Annotated in this window: 12 protein-coding genes; 7 read left to right on the top strand and 5 right to left on the bottom strand. The window is 71.9% G+C overall.

The genetic code is table 11. The annotated features are described in order from the left end of the window. Positions 1-14: 14 nt before the first annotated feature. Both ACZ607_RS03000 and ACZ607_RS02995 read left to right on the top strand, forming a co-directional pair. Entirely contained in the window at positions 15-569 is a 555-nt protein-coding gene (locus tag ACZ607_RS03000) for a carboxymuconolactone decarboxylase family protein (protein ID WP_469731106.1), read from the top strand. 110 nt (positions 570-679) lie between these two features. Next, a complete protein-coding gene (locus tag ACZ607_RS02995; RefSeq protein ID WP_469731104.1) occupies positions 680-2,188 on the top strand; it encodes a DUF1996 domain-containing protein in 1,509 nt (502 codons plus the stop codon). A gap of 33 nt (positions 2,189-2,221) precedes the next feature. On the opposite strand, the gene ACZ607_RS02990 is transcribed toward ACZ607_RS02995, so the two are convergent. Continuing rightward, complete coding sequence (locus ACZ607_RS02990) at positions 2,222-2,716, bottom strand: hypothetical protein (RefSeq protein ID WP_469731102.1); 495 nt, start codon at positions 2,714-2,716, stop codon at positions 2,222-2,224. A 108-nt stretch (positions 2,717-2,824) separates the two neighbouring features. Between ACZ607_RS02990 and ACZ607_RS02985 the strand changes: the two genes are divergently transcribed. Both ACZ607_RS02985 and ACZ607_RS02980 read left to right on the top strand, forming a co-directional pair. Beyond that, positions 2,825-4,750, top strand: coding sequence for a hypothetical protein (locus ACZ607_RS02985; RefSeq protein ID WP_469731100.1), 1,926 nt, complete (start codon positions 2,825-2,827; stop codon positions 4,748-4,750). 56 nt (positions 4,751-4,806) lie between these two features. Next, complete coding sequence (locus ACZ607_RS02980; protein WP_469731098.1) at positions 4,807-5,550, top strand: TetR/AcrR family transcriptional regulator; 744 nt, start codon at positions 4,807-4,809, stop codon at positions 5,548-5,550. On the opposite strand, the gene ACZ607_RS02975 is transcribed toward ACZ607_RS02980, so the two are convergent. The 3 genes from ACZ607_RS02975 to ACZ607_RS02965 form a co-directional block, all read right to left on the bottom strand. Then, positions 5,535-5,885, bottom strand: coding sequence for a 5-carboxymethyl-2-hydroxymuconate Delta-isomerase (locus ACZ607_RS02975; protein ID WP_469731096.1), 351 nt, complete (start codon positions 5,883-5,885; stop codon positions 5,535-5,537). The two genes, ACZ607_RS02980 and ACZ607_RS02975, sit on opposite strands and share 16 nt — an antisense overlap. A 188-nt stretch (positions 5,886-6,073) precedes the next feature. Beyond that, positions 6,074-11,380: a pullulanase-type alpha-1,6-glucosidase gene (pulA, locus tag ACZ607_RS02970; protein ID WP_469731094.1), complete on the bottom strand. Its 5,307-nt coding sequence runs from the start codon at positions 11,378-11,380 to the stop codon at positions 6,074-6,076. Positions 11,381-11,470: 90 nt separating this feature from the next. Next, positions 11,471-13,192 (bottom strand): carbohydrate-binding module family 20 domain-containing protein, encoded by a 1,722-nt coding sequence (locus ACZ607_RS02965; RefSeq protein WP_469731092.1) that lies wholly within the window; start codon positions 13,190-13,192, stop codon positions 11,471-11,473. Positions 13,193-13,615: 423 nt separating this feature from the next. On the opposite strand from ACZ607_RS02965, the gene ACZ607_RS02960 reads away from it, so the two are divergent. Then, positions 13,616-14,077, top strand: coding sequence for a hypothetical protein (locus ACZ607_RS02960; protein WP_469731090.1), 462 nt, complete (start codon positions 13,616-13,618; stop codon positions 14,075-14,077). A 23-nt stretch (positions 14,078-14,100) separates the two neighbouring features. On the opposite strand, the gene ACZ607_RS02955 is transcribed toward ACZ607_RS02960, so the two are convergent. Further along, positions 14,101-15,099 carry a GlxA family transcriptional regulator gene (locus ACZ607_RS02955; RefSeq protein WP_469731088.1) on the bottom strand — a complete coding sequence of 333 codons (999 nt, stop codon included), beginning with the start codon at positions 15,097-15,099 and terminating at the stop codon, positions 14,101-14,103. 144 nt (positions 15,100-15,243) lie between these two features. On the opposite strand from ACZ607_RS02955, the gene ACZ607_RS02950 reads away from it, so the two are divergent. Further along, positions 15,244-15,834, top strand: a complete 591-nt coding sequence (locus ACZ607_RS02950) for an isochorismatase family protein (protein WP_469731086.1) — start codon at positions 15,244-15,246, stop codon at positions 15,832-15,834. 299 nt (positions 15,835-16,133) lie between these two features. Continuing rightward, positions 16,134-16,511, top strand: coding sequence for a hypothetical protein (locus tag ACZ607_RS02945; RefSeq protein WP_469731084.1), 378 nt, complete (start codon positions 16,134-16,136; stop codon positions 16,509-16,511). Positions 16,512-16,526: the final 15 nt, after the last annotated feature.

Below are 16,526 nucleotides of genomic sequence, written 5' to 3'. Positions count from 1 at the left end.
GCGAGGGGACCACCATGTCCGGAACCCGTTTGCCGCACTTCCCCGATCACACCGTCGACTCCGCACCGCCGGCGGCCCGCCGCACCATGGAGGCGATGGCCAGGAAGCAGGGCGGCCGTGTCCCGTCCGCGGTGGCCCGGCTCGCCACGTCGCCGGAGACGCTGGGCGGCTTCCTCCAGGCGAGCGCGGCGTTCGAGTCCAGCACCCTGGACCCGCTGTCCCGGGAGGTCGTCGTCATGACGATGGCCTCCCGCAACGCGTGCCACATCTGCGTGGAGATGCATACGGCGAGACTGGTCGCGCTCGACGCGGCACCGGAGCTCGTCACCGCCCTGCGGGCGCCCGACGGGCAGCCCTTGGCCGACGAACGGCTGGAGGGCGTACGCCGGTTCACGCTCACGGTGCTGGAGACCGCCGGGGCGGTCGGGGACGGGGCGCTCCAGGACTTCCTGTCGCTGGGGTACACCTCGCGCAACGCCCTGGAGGTGGTTCTCGGCATCGGCGCGTACACGATGTCGACGCTGGCCAACCGGATGACGGGGGCACCCGTGGACGCCGTACCGGTGTAGCCGGCCGCACGGATTCCGCGCGGTGCTGAACGGATGGGGCTCCCGGTCCGTATGGGACGTCACGCTTCCGACTCGAAGCACTCGAAGCGGACTCGAAGCGGAGGAGTTCCATGGCACGCACATCGCGCAAGAAACGCTCGACGCTCACCAACCGGGCCGTCGTCGCCGCGGCGGCACTGTTCCTGGGCGGAGGCGGGCTGGTCGCCGTCAATGTCTACGCGAACGCGGGGGAAGGCGGGTCGGGTCCGTCGCCGGGGCAGTTCCGCGACGCGGCCCGCCAGATGTCCACCATCGACTGTCCCGACGCGGGGATCGCCCTTCCCGACGTGCCGGACGGGGCCCGGCCGGAGGTCGACCGTGAACTGGCGGCCATGGACACGCAGATCACCGACGCCTACCGGGAGTTCGCGGACCGCAAGGAGCGGATCGCCCGGGACCCCGAACTCGCCGGGAACGCGGTGCTCGGTCCGCTGAGGAGCAGACGGGCCGCCAGCCTCGACCGGATCGGGACCGCCGTCGAGCGGGCCGGGGGCAGCAGGCCGCAGGGCCTGGACGGGCTCGCGGGGTGCGGCATGCGCGCCGACGACGACGGCGGGGCCGGACAGGACGGCGGCCGGGGCGACCAAGGCGGCGGTGACGGCCGGGGCGGCGACCAGGCGGGCGGCCAGGACCAAGGCGGAGGCCAGGACCAGGGGGACGGCCAGGAGCAGGGCGGCGACCAGGGCCAGGAGGGCAACGGGCCCGAGGCGTCCGACTTCGTCGACATCCGGTCCGTACAGCCCGGTGCCGACCGCCCCCGCAACCGCCGGGGCGCCTCCCGGGGCACGTTCACCACCGACTGCGGGCGCAACGAGAACGGCAAGTTCAACCCGGACAACGTCATCGCCGCCCCCGGCGTGAGCAACGGCGCCCACCACATGCACGACTACGTCGGCAACCAGGCCACCGACGCCTTCGCCGGCGACGACCAGCTGGCCGCAGGGGAGACGACCTGCCGCAACCAGGGCGACCGGTCCACGTACTACTGGCCCGTGCTCCGCCTCCAGAACGGCCAGGACGAGAACGACGTGGACGCGGACGGCGGCGGCAGGGACCGGAACACCGGGGAGATCCAGACCCCTTCGCAGGTCACCCTGACATTCGTCGGCTCCCCCGCCGGGAAGGTCACGGCCATGCCGCGCTTCCTGCGGATCATCACCGGGGACGCCAAGGCCTTCACCAACGGCGACGCCAATGCCAACGCCTCCTGGAGCTGCACCGGCTTCGAGGACAGGCAGCTCAAGGACAAGTACCCGATCTGCCCCGAGGGCAGCCAGGTCGTGCGGTCCTTCGCCTTCCAGAGCTGCTGGGACGGGCGGAACACCGACAGCGCCAACCACCGCACCCATGTGGCGTTCGCCCAGGACGACGGGCGCTGCCCGGACGGCTTCCGGGCCGTCCCGCAGCTGGTCCAGCGCATCGTGTACGACGTCCCGCCGGGGCCCGGCTTCGCCGTGGACTCCTTCCCGGAGCAGCTGCACAAGCCCGTCACCGATCACGGCGACTTCATCAACGTCTTCGACGACAAGCTGATGAAGAAGGTGGTGAGCTGCATCAACGGCGGGCGCCGGTGCCGCTGAGGCGACACCGCCGTACCCCTCATACCTGCGCGGTCAGCTCCCGTGGTGACCGGAGTGCCCTTCCTCGCTCCCCCCACTGCCATCACTCCCCGAGTGGTGCGGCGAGGCGGTCTCCACCGTCCCCCCGAGCCGGCCGCGCAGCGCCGCGACCACGTCCGCGTCACCGACCGCGACCCATTTCCGGCCGACCAGATACGAGCCGCCGTAGTCGTCGGCCTCGTTGATCCACTCGCGCTGGCCGCGGTCGGTGGCGAAGGTCGCCAGGACATAACGGCCGTCTTCCGTGGTGCAGTTGGCCTGCCGGATCTCCTCGGCGTCGGTCTGCAGGTCCGGCTCGCAGCGCGCCTTCGACGCGATCTGCTCCAGGGTCCCGCTCGCGGTGGGCGGCGCGGTGGGCCCCGTGTCGCCGTCCGCTCCCCCGGTGCACGCGGTGAGCGCCCCTGCGGCCGTGAGCAGGGCCAGCCCCGCGGCCACGGTCACGGGCATCCGGCCGGTCCGTCCTCGTCGCCACTCCAGCTGTCCCGCCATGCGGCCATCGTGCCCCGGCGCTCCCGGCTCTCGCGGGGAAACCGCACAACCCGCTCCTGAGCGCGCACGCCGGAGTGACCATCGCACCATTCGCTCGTTCAGCTGAACATGCCCCCACTGCGAGCAGTACCGCCGTCCGCCGGCCGCCCGTACGCGGAGCAGGCCGCCGGGGAGCGTGCGGAGGCCGCACCCGCCCAGCACTACGCCCGGCTGGTGCGGCTCGCGTATCTCGTGCTGGCGCCCTCGCTCGGCCGTAACCGCCGGGTGCTGTCGGCGCACTGGATGGCCCAGCGGGCCCTGGCCGGAGGGCCCGCCTCGGACCCGGGGGGCGCGTACGCGTACGTACGGCTCCGGGTGCTGCGCTCCGCGCTGGACGCGGGGCTGCCGCTGCTGCGGTTCGGGCGGCCCCGGCGGGCGCAGTTCCCGCCGCTGGTGCCGCAGGTGTGGGGGCTGCGGCTGTTCCCGCACTCCTGCGGCGCGGACGAGCTGGCCCTGGAGCAGGCCCTGGCCGAGACGTCGGCGCCCTGCCGGGCCGCGCACGTGCTGCGGGGGCTCGAAGGGCTGGACGACGCCGAGGTGTGCCGGGTCCTCGACGCGGCGGGCGTCGACGACCCGAGGGCGGCGCTGCTGGAGGCCGACGCGCTCACGGCGCCCCATGCGCTGCTGTCCTCGCCGGAGTTCGACCCGTGCTCGCTCCAGGTACGGCCGACCGACCCGGCCCGCAGGCTGCGGCGCGGGCGCACCGTGCTGGCCGGGGCCGGCGCGCTGCTGGTCTGCGGGACGCTGCTGCTGATGCCGGGCGACGGTCTGGGCGGGCCGCAGGCCACCTCCGCGCCGCTCTACTCGCGGAACCCGGCCGCCCAGCGGGCGCTGGATCCCGCCGCGCTGCGCCGGGTGCCGGAGGGGCTCTGGCGGGGCTCGACCCGCCGGGACTTCACCGTCTGGCCGACGCGCGGCGACCGGGTCGCGGACACCGGGCTGCTGGGCCGGGCCCTCGCCGCGTGGGCGCGGCCAGGTCCTGCTGTGGTCCCGACGGCGACTCCCGGGACGCCGGACGGCCCGCCGATGGGGCCACCGCAGCTGCTGTACGCGGGCGAGGTCGGCCCGGCGGCCGTGGTGCTCTTCCACGACGGCCTGCGGATCGTGCGCTACGCCGAACCGCGCAACGCGGATCCCTCCGGGGGCGCGGCGCTGGACTTCGCCCGGGTGGACGGCGCGGACGCGGTGGCCGCGAGTGCGCTGGTGGTGCAGCGCCGCACCGGCCGGGTCCGCTATCTGACCGCGCCCTGGGTGCGGGAGACCGGTGTACGGGATCTGCTCGCGCCGCACGGGGCGGCCCGGCCGCTGCCCCGTGACCGGCACGGGGTGACGGATCCGCTGGCGGAGCCGGAGACGGAGGACGGCGGCCGGGCCGACTGCCGTTCCTGGCAGGCCCTCGAACTGCGGGACGGCACCGCGGCGCGGCTGATGACGGACCTGGGCGAGCTCACCCCCGTACGCCTCACGTCGGGCTCGCCGTCGGCCCCGCACGATGTGTCGGGCCGGGCCGAGCGGGAGAGCTGGGCGCGCACCGCCTGTCTGCTTCCGGCGGTGCGGTCCAACGGCGTCCGGTCGGTGAACTCCTGGCCGTTCGCGCGGCAGCGGCTGCCGGAGGGGGCGGGGGACGCCCTGTGGTTCTGCACCAGGGCGGACACCTGGCGGGGTACGGGCAGCAGGGTGCTGGCGCAGTTCCAGGCGCCGCCCGAGCTGTCGGGCGGCACGAAGGCACCGGCGGCGGTCGCGGCCCGTGCCGAGGACTCGCCGGACTGCGGGATACGCAGGCCGCGGGTGCTGGCGGGCGTGCTGTGGAAGTCGGAGGCCGGGCGGTGGTACGTACTGGCGGCGGGCTCACGGCAGTTCGCGGCCCTGTCCGCGACCGGAGGGGTGAGCGGCCGGGCGGCCGGGCGGCTGCTGGCGCTGCCGGCCGGCGAGGGCGACCGGCCCCGGCTGGCCGGGCTGCTGGCGGACGGCAGCCGGGTGGGCTCCCTGCGCTGAGGCGGGGGCGGCGGGCGGGGGAAGCCCGCCCAACCTGCCCCGTTAGGCTGTTCGGTATGACGACCGGGGTGCGGCGCAGGATGGGCGTCGACGAGCGCAGGGCCCAGTTGATCCGTGTCGCCCTGGAGTTGTTCAGTCAGCGCTCCCCGGACGAGGTGTCGATCGACGAGATCGCGGCGGCGGCCGGCATCTCCCGTCCGCTCGTCTACCACTACTTCCCCGGCAAGCGCAGTCTGTACGAGGCGGCGCTGAAGCGGGCCGCCGACGAGCTGGCCGGCCGCTTCCTGGAGGCGCACGAGGGGCCGCTGGGGGCGCGCCTGATCCGGGTGATGCACCGGTTCTTCGACTTCGTCGAGGAGCACGGTCCGGGCTTCGCGGCCTTGATCCGGGGCGGCCCGGCCGGTGGTTCGTCCACGGCCAACGCCCTGGTGGACGGGGTGCGGCAGGCGGCGTACGAGCAGATCGTCGCCCATCTCGGCGTCCCGCACCCGCCCGCGCGGCTGGAGCTCGTCGTGCGGTCCTGGGTGTCGCTGGCCGAGTCGACGGCGCTGCTGTGGCTCGACGGGAAGCGCATCCCGCGCGGTGAGTTGGAGTTGCAGCTGGTGCACGACTTCGCGGCGCTGGCGGCGGTGAGCGCGGCGTACGACCAGGAGATGGCCGGCATCATGCTGCGGGTCTTCGCGCAGGAGCCGGCGGACGGCCCGTTCGGCGAACTGCTCTCCCGGCTCTCGGCCCTGGCGCCCGCCGCACCGGCCGTCCCGGCGCAGCGGCTGCCGGCGTCCTCTCAGCCCTTGCGGTAGGAGGCGTCCAGGTCGCGCACCTCGGCCGAGGTGTGGACGGTGAGGCCGTCGACGGGCTTCAGATGCCCGGCCAGCAGCTCCAGGACGGCCTCCGTCAGCCGCGCCTTGGTCTCGGGGGTCCGGCCGGGCAGCATCGCGATGGAGACGTTCACGAGGGAGTCACCGGCCGCGGCGTCGCCGACGACCGAGTCCTCGGCCTTGCGGAAGCGGGTCTTGCAGGCCGGGACCTTGGTGGACACGGTCTCGGCGACGAGCGGGTGCAGGGCCAGCGCGAAGCCGCGCCGGTCGAAGCTGTCGTCGAGCTCGGCGGAGTAGTCGACGGTGATCTGCGGCATCAAGCGCTCCTGATCGCGGGGGCGTTACGGGTCCACGTAAGAATCCACGTACGTGTACGGCGTGCACGGACGTGTACGACTGTACGGCCTCAGCTTCGCCTGATCGCGTCGCCCGCACAAGGGCGGAACGGCCGGCCCCGGCTCCTGCCACGAGGGGTGGGAGCCGGGGCCGGCCCGTGCGGGGCTGCTCAGCGCTGGGAGAACACGGCGACCGTGCGTCCCGGGACGGTGAAGCCGCCCGACGTCCGCTCGTACGAGGACTTCTTGACCGTGGCGTCCGCGCCCGCCGCCTGGACGGGGTGGAGGGCGTACGCCTTCCCGGCGAGCTCCGGGACCTTCTGGAGCTGGGTGCCGGGGGTGGCGTTCATGACGACGACCAGCTTGCCCAGCCGCATCGTGATCACCCCGGGGGTCTCCTCCGTGCCGGAGAGCGGGAAGGACAGGGTGTCCTGCACCTGCCCGGCGGTGGCGAGGCCGAAGTCCTTCTCGGTGGTGCGGATCGTGAGCAGGTCCTGGTACGCGGCGGACGCGCCCGTGATCTGCGCGCACCCGGGGGTGAGCGAGGAGTTGGTCAGCAGCGGCTTGCCGTAGGACCACTTGTCCTTGTTGTCGGCGGCGGGCGGCAGGCCCCGTCCGAAGCCGTTGCCCTTGCGGCAGTCCCAGTGCAGCGCGTTGAACCAGTCGCCGCTGTCGAAGGAGTTGCGGTCCAGCGACTTGGAGCGCAGCAGGTCGGTGCCGGCCTGGGAGAGCGCGGGCCCCTGCGAGAGCACGGCGGTCGCCATGGCCAGGACCTGCATGCGGGCCCGGTCGGCGGCCGTGGTGTCCGCGGGGAGCTTGAAGGCGAGGGCGTCGTAGAGGGTCTCGTTGTCGTGGGCGTCGGCGTAGGCGAGGGCGTCCCCGGGTGCCGCCGCGTATCCGGCGGGGGCCCCGTTGTAGTCGACGGCCGAGCCCTTGACCGTGCGGCCCCGGGTGTCGGTGAAGGTGTAGTCGGCGAGGCTGCCGGTGAGTCCGACCTTGATCAGGTCCTGGTAGTGGAGCAGCCGGGCCTTCTGTTCGGCCTCGGTGCCGTTGGCGGGCGAGGCGTTGGGGTCGGTGTAGAGGCCGGTGGCGAAGCCCTGGACGCCGGGGTCCTCGTCGAAGGGGCCGCCGCCGCGCACGGCGTCACGGGCCCGGTCGGAGAAGGTGGCGATGCCGGTCCCGGCCATGTTCTTCTGGGTGGCCTGGACGAAGCGGGCGTCGTCGGCGATCTCGCCGAAGTTCCAGCCCTCGCCGTACAGGATGATCTTCTTCCCGTCGACGCCGTCCTTGGCGACGGTCAGCTCGTCGAGTGCCTTGCGGACCGCCAGGATGTTGGCCTTCGGGTGGTGTCCCATCAGGTCGAAGCGGAAGCCGTCGACCTTGTACTCCTTGGCCCAGGTGACGACCGAGTCCACGACGAGCTTGCCCATCATGGTGTTCTCGGGCGCGGTGTTGGCGCAGCAGGTGGAGGTGGCGACGGTGCCGTCCTCCAGGAGCCGCTGGTAGTAGCCGGGGACGATCCTGTCCAGGACGGACTTGTCGTCCTGTCCGGAAGCGACGGTGTGGTTGTAGACGACGTCCATGACGGTGCGCAGCCCGGCGCCGTTGAGGCCCTGGACCATCTGCCGGAACTCGGTGGTGCGCCTGGTGCCGTTCGGGTCGGAGGCGTAGCTGCCCTCCGGCACCGTGTAGTGCAGCGGGTCGTAGCCCCAGTTGAAGGCGTCCTTGGCGGCGGCCTTCGTGACGCACGCCTGCTGCTCCTCGGAGTCGGGTGCGTAGACGGAGAGGTCGCAGGCCGGCTTCTGCTGGGCGGACTTCTTCTCGGGGATCGTTCCGATGTCGAAGGCGGGCAGCAGGTGGACGTAGCTGGTGCCGGAGTCCGCGAGCTCCTTGAGGTGCTTCATGCCGTCGGAGCGGGTGTCGGTGAAGGCGAGGTACTCGCCGGGGTGCTTCGACGTCGAGTCCGTGATCGAGAAGTCGCGGATGTGCAGCTCCTGGATCTGGGCGTCGCGGAGCGGGACGGCGGGGGGCTTCTTCAGCCCGGACCAGCCGCTCGGTGCCAGCTTCGGGTCGTCGAGGTCGACGACGAGACTGCGGGCGGAGTCGGTGGTGAGGGCGGTGGAGTAGGGGTCGGTGACCTTGTTGGTGACCATCTTCCGGACGGTGGGGGCCCAGACCTGGACGGCGTACCGGTAGGGCTTGCCCGTCCAGGACTTCTTCCCGGTGACCGACCAGACGCCGGTGCGGTCGTCGCGCCGCATGGGGACGTTCTTCCCGTCGAGTTCGAGGGAGACCGTGCGGGCGGTGGGGGCCCAGACGGAGAGCGTCGGGGTGTTCTTCCGGAAGACGGGCCCGAGGGCGGCGCCGCTCGCGGCCTTCCCGTACAGCGTGTCCAGGACGCCCGCGGTCTGTACGCCGGTGGCGGCGAGCAGGGCTCCGTTGGCGGCGCGCTGGGTGGCGATCAGCTGGCCGCGCAGGGACTCGCGGACCCTGTCCCGGTCGCGGGGGTCGACGGTGAACGCGGGGTAGTCCTTGAGGTGCGGGTACTTCGCCTTCTGCGCGTCGGTGAGCGCGGTGGCGCCGAGCCGGAGCCACTGCCCCTCGTCGGAGAGGGCGCCGTCGACGACGGAGATGCCGCCGTTCTTCGCGTACACGAGCTGCTGGCTGGTGGCGGCGGTGGCCTTCACCTTCCAGACGACGGTGTTCGCGTCGATCCACTGGGCCTCGGCCTTGCCGAGGTCGGGCGTGGGCACTCCGCCGGCCTGCGGCAGCAGATAGCCGGCCTTCCCGCCGCGCATCCAGACCTCGTGCCCGTAGGAGGCGATGTCCAGGGACTGGTCGCTGGGGAGGTCCTTCTCGTCGCCCTTGTGGAGGATGTAGCTGAGCGAGGTGGCGCCGTCGGTGAGGGGGACCTCGAAGGTCACCCCGTACGCGTCGCTCTTCACGGGCTGCAGGGGCTTGGCCCAGTCCGTGGGGGCGGCGGCGCCGGTCCAGGTGTGCAGGCCCCAGCCGTCGTAGTCGCCGTCGGCGCGGTGGTAGTGCAGGACGGCCTTGGAGGTGTCCTGCGGCGGGGAATCGGGAGCTTCGGCGGTCTGCTCGTCCTTGCCCTGCTCGACCCAGACCTGGCCGGTGGCCGCCAGGTCGACGGTGCGCCCGGGCCCGTCGGCCGTGCCGTTCTTCTCGATCGTGTACGGGACCGAGGAGGCGCCCTCGTCGAGGTCGATCCAGGCGAACGCTCCGTAGGCGTCGCGGCCGATGAAGTCGGCGGTGGCGTCACCGGACTTCAGCTGCCAGCCCTCGTAGTCGCCGTCGGCCCGCTTGTAGTGGACGATCGCCTGGTCGCGTTCGACGGCGACGGGCTTCGGGGCGGGCGGGGCCTGGCCCGCGGTGCTGGAGGCGAGGGCGCTCGCGGTGCGTCCGGCCCGGTCGACGACCACGGCCTTGTAGCGCAGCGGCGTCCCGGCCTTCACGGAGTCGGCCAGGTGCTGGGTGACCTTGTACGGGGCGTGGTCGGCGGAGCCGAGGGTGGTCCACTTCCCGTTGCCGGTCTGCGCGGCGAACACGACCCGGTCGGTCCCGCCGCCCTTGACGTCGGCGGTGAGCTCGACGGTGCCGGTGGCTCCGGCGGCCGGGGCCTTCAGGGTGACCGACGGCTTGGTGGCGGGGGTGCCGAGCGGCTTGTCGGCGCGGAGCACGATGCCGGACAGCGCGGGCACGGTGACCTCGACGGCCTTGTCGGAACCGCTGCGGAGGGTGCCGGAACCGCCGTACAGCGTGCGGAAGTTCATACCGGCGGACTCGGTGGGGAGCTGGACCTTCCGCGCCTCGGTGGAGTTGTTCACGGCGACGACGTACTCGTACGGCCGCTCGGTGTCCGTACGGGAGAAGGCGTACACCGAGTCCTTGGCGTAGCGCTCGGTCTGCACGCCGTCGCGCAGCGCCGGGTGTTCCCGGGTGAGCTTCGACAGGGCCGCTATGGAGCGGTAGAGCGGGTGGGTCGGGTCGTACGCGTCGGAGGCGTGCGTACGGTCGGTGCCCAGCTGGTCGTCGTCGAGGTAGTCGGCGGTCCTCGACGCGAACAGGGTCTGGCGGGCGTCCTTGTCGCCGCCGGCGCCGGTGTACCCCTGTTCGTCGCCGTAGTAGATCACCGGGTTGCCTCGGCCGAGGAACATCAGCTCGTTCGCGAGGCGGGCCCGGTCGAGGAGTTCGGCGTCGGGGGCCTTCGGGTTGTCCTGCTTCAGGAAGGTCCCGATGCGTCCCATGTCGTGGTTGCCGAGGAAGGTCACCTGCTCGTAGGCGTTGGCCTTGTCGGTGGTGTAGCGGTAGTCGTCGGCGTAGACCGCTGCGAGCTTCGAGGCCGGGGCGCCCTGGGAGGCGTACTGCCGGGCGGCTTCCTGGAAGGGGAAGTCGAGCGTGGCGTCGAGGCGGCCCCTCGTGACGTAGGGCGAGGTGATCGCGGTGTCGGCGGAGTAGACCTCGCCGAACATGAAGAAGTCGTCCCGGCCGTGCTTGGCCGCGTAGCCGTCGAGGGCGGTGGCCCACTGGGTCCAGAAGTCGAGGTCGACGTGTTTGACGGTGTCGATGCGGAACCCGTCGATGTCGAAGTCGCGGACCCACTTCTCGTAGATCTTCTCCATGCCGGAGACGACCTCGGGGCGTTCGGTCCACAGGTCGTCGAGACCGGAGAAGTCGCCGTACTCCGTGGACTCGCCCGCGTAGGTCGAGTCACCCCTGTTGTGGTACATCGTGGTGTCGTTGAGCCAGGCGGGGACCTTCTTGCCCGTGTTCCGCGGGGTGTACGGGAAGGAGTCGGCGTCCACCTTCCCGACGCCCTGGGTGTCGTCGAAGGGACGGCCGGTCCGGTCGAGGTAGGGGTAGGCGCCCTTGGGCTTGTAGCCGTACTCCTTCTCGGCGTAGTCGACGGTGTCGGCGGTGTGGTTGGTGATGACGTCGAAGAAGACCTTCATGCCCTTGCCGTGGGCCTTGTCGATCAGCTTCGTCAGGTCGGCGTTGGTCCCGAAGTGCGGGTCGACCTGGGTGAAGTCGGTGATCCAGTAGCCGTGGTAGCCGGCCGAGGCGTCGTCTCCGGTGCCCTGGACGGGACGGTTCTTGAAGATCGGGGCGAGCCAGATGGCGGTCGTGCCGAGGCCCTTGATGTAGTCGAGCCGCTGGGTGAGGCCCTTGAGGTCGCCGCCCTGGTAGAACCCCTTGTCCGTGGGGTCGTAGCCGGTCTCCAGCCGTGTGCCGGTCAGCCCGCCCCGGTCGTTGGAGGTGTCGCCGTTCGCGAAGCGGTCGGGCAGCACGAAGTAGAACTGCTCGCGTGTCAGGTCGTGCCGGGCCGGTTCCTCGGCGAGCTTCGCGTCCGAGGGCGGTGACGGGGGTCTGGGCGCGGCGGACGCGGAGGCCGCCGGTACGACGGGCAGCAGCGCCGCGCACAGAGCGGCCACGGCTCCCCGCCGGAGGGTGGTTCGGGACACGGGCGGGTACTCCTCGGCTTTCGGGGGTGGGGATCGAGCGGTGCGGGCCGGGGACGCCGTCGATCGCGCCCCCGGCCCGCAGGTGGTGGTTCAGCCGCGCCAGACGTCGGCGGTCAGCGTGACCTTGCCGGAGGCCGGCACGGTGGCGGTGCGGTTGGCGCCGCTCTCCCAGGTGACGTTGCCGCTCGCGTCCTTGCGGAGGTACTTGTACTCGAAGGACGTGCCGGCGGGCAGGGCGACGTCGAGCTTCCAGACGGGGTACGTCGCCGGGTCGAGCTTCAGCGCGCTGCCGGGGGCCCAGTTGCCGAGGGCGGCCTGGTTGCCGGTGACGTAGATGTTCTGGCCGAGCTGGGTGGTGGCGTTCACGCCGAAGGAGGCACCGGACTGGCCGGTCCCCGGGTCGGGGGTCGTGCCGCCGCCTCCGGTGCAGGTACGGGCGCCGATGTGCAGGGCGACGGCGGTGTTCGAGCCGAGGGTGGCGGTGAACTGGCCCGAGCCGTTGACGGTGACGCCGTTGCCGGACTGGACGTCGCAGTAGTCACCGGCGGGCAGCGACGTCTGGAACGTGCGGGTCAGCGAGGAACCCTCGTGGTTGATGGCGACGTACGCCTTGGCGCCGCGGCCGAAGGCGATCTGGTCGCCGCCGTTGTCCCACCAGTTGGAGACGGACTCGCCGCGGGCGGTGTTGCGGAAGGCCACCATGGAGGAGATCTCCCGCCAGGCGTGCTGGCACTTCCAGCCGTCGCTGTAGCAGGCGTTCACCTGGCCGCCGTTGGGCGGGCCTGCGTCCTTGTCGGACCACTCGTAGCCGGAGTGGACGTCCGGGGAGCCGTAGGGGTAGGCCAGCATGAAGACGCTCGCCAGGGTGTAGTTGGCGCCGTCCTTGTAGTTCAGGGTGTCGCCGCCGCGCTCGGTGTCGTGGTTGTCGACGAAGACGGCGGACTTGCCGGACTCCATGAAGCCCCAGCCCTCGCCGAAGTTCTTCAGGTTGGCGAGGTTCTCGTTGTTGAAGGTCTGCTTGAGGCTGCGGGCGTAGCGGAACTCCTGGACGTCACCGCTGCCGAGGTACTCGGACGGGGAGACGGCCTCGCCGGCGCCGTAGATCGCCTCGTGCTTCCAGTAGACGCCGGGGTTGCTGAGCCGGGACTTGATGTTGGCGAGGTCGGCGGCCGGCATGTGCTTGGCGGCGTCGATGCGGAAGCCGTCCACGCCGAGGGAGAGCAGGTCGTTGAGGTAGCCGGCGATCTTGCCGCGTACGTAGTCCTCGCCGGTGTCCAGGTCGGCGAGGCCCACCAGTTCGCAGTTCTGGACGTTGGCGCGGTCGCCGTAGTTGCTGATCTGCGACTGGCAGTCGTTCATGTCGTTGACCGAGTAGAGGCCCGGGTAGTCGTACTTGCTGTACGAGGACCCGCCGGTGCCGGTGCCCGATCCGGCCGACATGTGGTTGATGACCGAGTCGGCGATGACCTTGACGCCGGCCCCGTGGCAGGTGCTGACCATGTTCGCGAACGCCGTACGGTCACCGAGGCGCCCGGCGATCTTGTAGCTGACCGGCTGGTACGAGGTCCACCACTGGCCGCCCTGGATGTGCTCCTGGGGCGGCGAGACCTGGACGTAGCCGTAGCCGGCGGGGCCCAGGCTGTCGGTGCACGCCTTGGCCACCGAGTCGAACTTCCACTCGAACAGCACCGCCGTGACGTCCTTCTCACCACCCGGCGCGGCCTGGGCCGTACCGGCGGCCGCGGGGACGGCGAGGGCCGCGGCGCCCAGGGCGAGGGCGAGCGCGCCGGCGGACAAGGGTCTCTGTGCCATGAGGATCCTCCTGCGGTGGGGGAAAGAGTGGGGATGACGGAGCAGCCTCACATGGCAACGCGCCGTGCCCTCAAGGCCCATGAAGGTTCTTGCAGCAAGGATGCAAATCCCTGTGTGCCGCAGACCGTACGAGCCTGACCTGCCCCGGTCAACCCCCTGGACACGACGCGATTACGTCCCGCTCACATCCACGAAATCCTGGAGATTTCTTCCTGCAAGGACTTACGCAAAATATTGCGAGCCTGTTAAGTTCATCCCGACTCCGGCCCGGTCGGCCGGGGGTCCGGTTCCCCCGGGCCCCACGCGCCCGGCCGACCGGTCCGGTCATGACGTGGAGAGGTCCGGAAGTCGCTTCCCCGCCGGCCCACCCTGGGCCGACTCCCGGGCCTCTCCCGTGCGTTGCCCCGCTAGGATCACCGTCCCATGAGCACCGGACGCCCCCTGCGCACCCGCGACAGGGCCCTCATCCGCACAGCCGTCGCCTTCGTGCTGCTGGTCTGCCTCGGCGGCGGCCTGGGCCTGGCGGCCGAGGGGATCGAAGGCCGCGCCGCCCTGCGGGACGGCACCGTCGGCACCCTGACGCCGACCGACCGCCGGTGCGGCAAGGAGTCGTGCGGCTGGACCGGCACGTTCACGAGCACGGACGGGGCCGTCACCGTGCGGGACGTCGGGCTGAGGGACGACGTCGAGGTCGGCCGTGGTGACCCCGTGCCGGGCGCGATCGACGGCGTACGGCTCGCGGAGGACGCCGGGGCCGCGTACACCGCCGACTACGGCTGGCGCGCACCGATCGCGAAGGGCGCGGCCCTCGCGGTCGTGGGCCTGGCGGTCGCGACGGGCCTGATCCTGATGCTGCGCCGCCACCGGGCCGCCGTGTCACCCTGAGGGAGCCTCCACGGCGGCGCCCTTCAGCCCCGGGCCCCGCCGGTCCGGAACCGGCGCCGGTACTCGGTCGGTGTCGTGTCGAGCCTGCGGCGGAACGCCCGGACCAGGGTGTCGACGGTGCCGAAACCGCACGCGGACGCCACGCGTTCGAGGGTGGCGTCGGTGGATTCGAGCCGGCCGCGCGCCGCCTCCACCCGCGCCGATTCGACGTACGCGTGCGGGGTCATGCCGAGTTCGGCCTTGAAGATCCGGGTGAGCTGCCGGTCACCGATGTGGGCGTGGGCGGCCAGGTCCGCGAGCGTGAGCGGTTCGCCGATGTGGCGCATGATGTGGTGCCGGAGGTCCTCGACGCGCCGCGTCATGGACACCCGCTCCAGCGGAACGCTGAACTGGCTCTGCCCGCTGGGGCGTTTCAGGTACATCACGAGCTGCCGGGCGATGTTCAGCGCGACGGTCTCGCCGAGGTCGTCGGCGATGAGTGCGAGTGACAGGTCGAGGCAGGCGCTGATGCCCGCCCCGGTCCACACGTCCCCTTCGCGGATGAAGATCGGGTCGGCGTCCACCTCGACCGCCGGGTAGTCGTCGGCGAGCTGCCGCGCCGTGGACCAGTGGGTGGTGGCGCGTTTGCCGTCGAGGAGCCCGGCAGCCGCCAGGATGTGCGCTCCGACGCAGACGGAGGCGACCCTCCGGGTGCGGCCGGCGAGCTGCTTCACCCGCGCCACCACACGAGGGTCGGTGAGCGGGTGCACGCGGCGGCGACGGTCGACCTCGACCGCGCCGGGCACGATCAGGGTGTCGATGCTCCTGGTGGAGAGGTCGTCGAAGGTGACATCGGGGAGGACGCGCACCCCCGCACCGGTGGTGACCGGATCCATGGTCTCGGCGACCAGGACCACGTCGTAGCCCGCCGCCTCGTCCGACTCGCGGCGCGCGAGCGAGAACACCTCGGGCGGCCCGGTGACGTCGAGCAGGTCGACGCCGTCGAAGAGAACGATGACGACCAGCCGGCTGACGGTGCTCATGGGACTCCCGGGGGCGGTGACGTCGATGTCGGTTTCTGCAGGTTAGACGACATTGCCGACACGCGGTGGCGGCCATAGCGTCATGAGTGCAGGTCATCGCGCCGATGGGCTGCTCTCCGACATCCGATCCCCAGGTGGTTCCCCATGCCCAGAACGACGCTGCGCCGGCTCAACGGACTCGACGACACCCCCGCGAGGCTCGCCGGGTCGACGCTGGTCCTCATCGACTACCAGAACACCTACACGACCGGTGTGATGGAACTGGACGGCTGGCGGGCCGCGCTCGACGCCGCCGCCGGACTGCTGGCCCGGGCCCGCCGGGAGGGCGCGAAGGTCATCCACGTCATCAACGACGGCGGCGAGGGCACTCCGTACGACATCCGGGCGGAGATCGGCCGGATCCACCCCCGCGTCGCACCGGTCGACGGCGAGCCGGTCGTCGTCAAGGAGACGCCGGACGCCTTCGCCGGCACGGACCTGGACCGGCACGTCGACGCGGCCGGCCACGGCGACCTGGTCATCGCCGGGTTCATGACCCACATGTGCGTGGCCTTCACCGCCCAGGGCGCCTTCCTGCGCGGCAACCGTCCCACGGTCGTCGCCGACGCCTGCGCCACCCGGGCACTGCCGGTCCTCGACACCGAACTGCCTGCCGAGCAGGTCCACTTCGTCGCACTCGCCACGATCACCGACCTGTGGGGAGTCGTGGTCCCCACACAGAAGTCCCTCATCTGAGCCGCCCCCACACGGGAGGTTCGCGAACGGCCCGCCGCTCGGGGAAGCCAGGGCGGCGCGCCCACCGGTCCGTGGCGGCCCCTCGCCGAAGATCCCGTCGGACGTGGTGGCCACGAGCGCCATGGGATGATCCGGGCCCAGGCGCTCACCGCCCGTGAGCCGCCGGCCCTCATCGAGCACCTTCCGGGAGAGACATGATCAGCGCGCTGCCCGCCGGGGGCGTCCACGAACCGCCCGGCCCCGCCGCCGCCGCGCGGGAAGCCCTCGTGACGTACCCCGTCGAGAACTGACCCGGCGCCATGACGTACGTACGGTTCCAGTCGCCGCACCGGAACGGTCGCGGGCACTTCACCGGCGTGTTCGGGCTCGTCAACAACCTGGCGCGGGAGGGGCGGCTCTCGGACGAGCAGGAGTCCTTCCGCCGCAGCAACAACCGCTGGTACGACGCCGCGTACACGGACCCCTCGACGGTCGACCCCACCGTCTACGACGACGAGGTCAACCCCGGCGCCGCCGCGTGGTTCAAGCCGGCGGCCGCCCATCTCCTCACACGGCTCCCCGGCTATCTGGAGATCCTGGCCGCCCACGGCGTCGAGTGCCGGGAGGTGCGCTCCCCCGATCCGGGGCGGATCGTCTACGAGGACGACGTACAGGTCGTGGTCGTGCCTCACGCCTAGGGCGCGGTGCGGCCG

This window comes from Streptomyces sp. NPDC104381 (genome assembly GCF_055583745.1).
The sequence above is the reverse complement of the archived record's forward strand: the minus strand, read 5'-3'. Positions and strand labels throughout refer to the sequence as shown.

What these genes read in the sequence shown, in the direction of transcription:
- ACZ607_RS03000 (WP_469731106.1), top strand. Translation starts at nt 15, where the DNA reads ATGTCCGGAACCCGTTTGCCGCACTTCCCCGATCACACCGTCGACTCC.
- ACZ607_RS02995 (WP_469731104.1), top strand. Translation starts at nt 680, where the DNA reads ATGGCACGCACATCGCGCAAGAAACGCTCGACGCTCACCAACCGGGCC.
- ACZ607_RS02990 (WP_469731102.1), bottom strand. Translation starts at nt 2,716, where the DNA reads ATGGCGGGACAGCTGGAGTGGCGACGAGGACGGACCGGCCGGATGCCC.
- ACZ607_RS02985 (WP_469731100.1), top strand. Translation starts at nt 2,825, where the DNA reads ATGCCCCCACTGCGAGCAGTACCGCCGTCCGCCGGCCGCCCGTACGCG.
- ACZ607_RS02980 (WP_469731098.1), top strand. Translation starts at nt 4,807, where the DNA reads ATGACGACCGGGGTGCGGCGCAGGATGGGCGTCGACGAGCGCAGGGCC.
- ACZ607_RS02975 (WP_469731096.1), bottom strand. Translation starts at nt 5,885, where the DNA reads ATGCCGCAGATCACCGTCGACTACTCCGCCGAGCTCGACGACAGCTTC.
- ACZ607_RS02965 (WP_469731092.1), bottom strand. Translation starts at nt 13,192, where the DNA reads ATGGCACAGAGACCCTTGTCCGCCGGCGCGCTCGCCCTCGCCCTGGGC.
- ACZ607_RS02960 (WP_469731090.1), top strand. Translation starts at nt 13,616, where the DNA reads ATGAGCACCGGACGCCCCCTGCGCACCCGCGACAGGGCCCTCATCCGC.
- ACZ607_RS02955 (WP_469731088.1), bottom strand. Translation starts at nt 15,099, where the DNA reads ATGAGCACCGTCAGCCGGCTGGTCGTCATCGTTCTCTTCGACGGCGTC.
- ACZ607_RS02950 (WP_469731086.1), top strand. Translation starts at nt 15,244, where the DNA reads ATGCCCAGAACGACGCTGCGCCGGCTCAACGGACTCGACGACACCCCC.
- ACZ607_RS02945 (WP_469731084.1), top strand. Translation starts at nt 16,134, where the DNA reads ATGACGTACGTACGGTTCCAGTCGCCGCACCGGAACGGTCGCGGGCAC.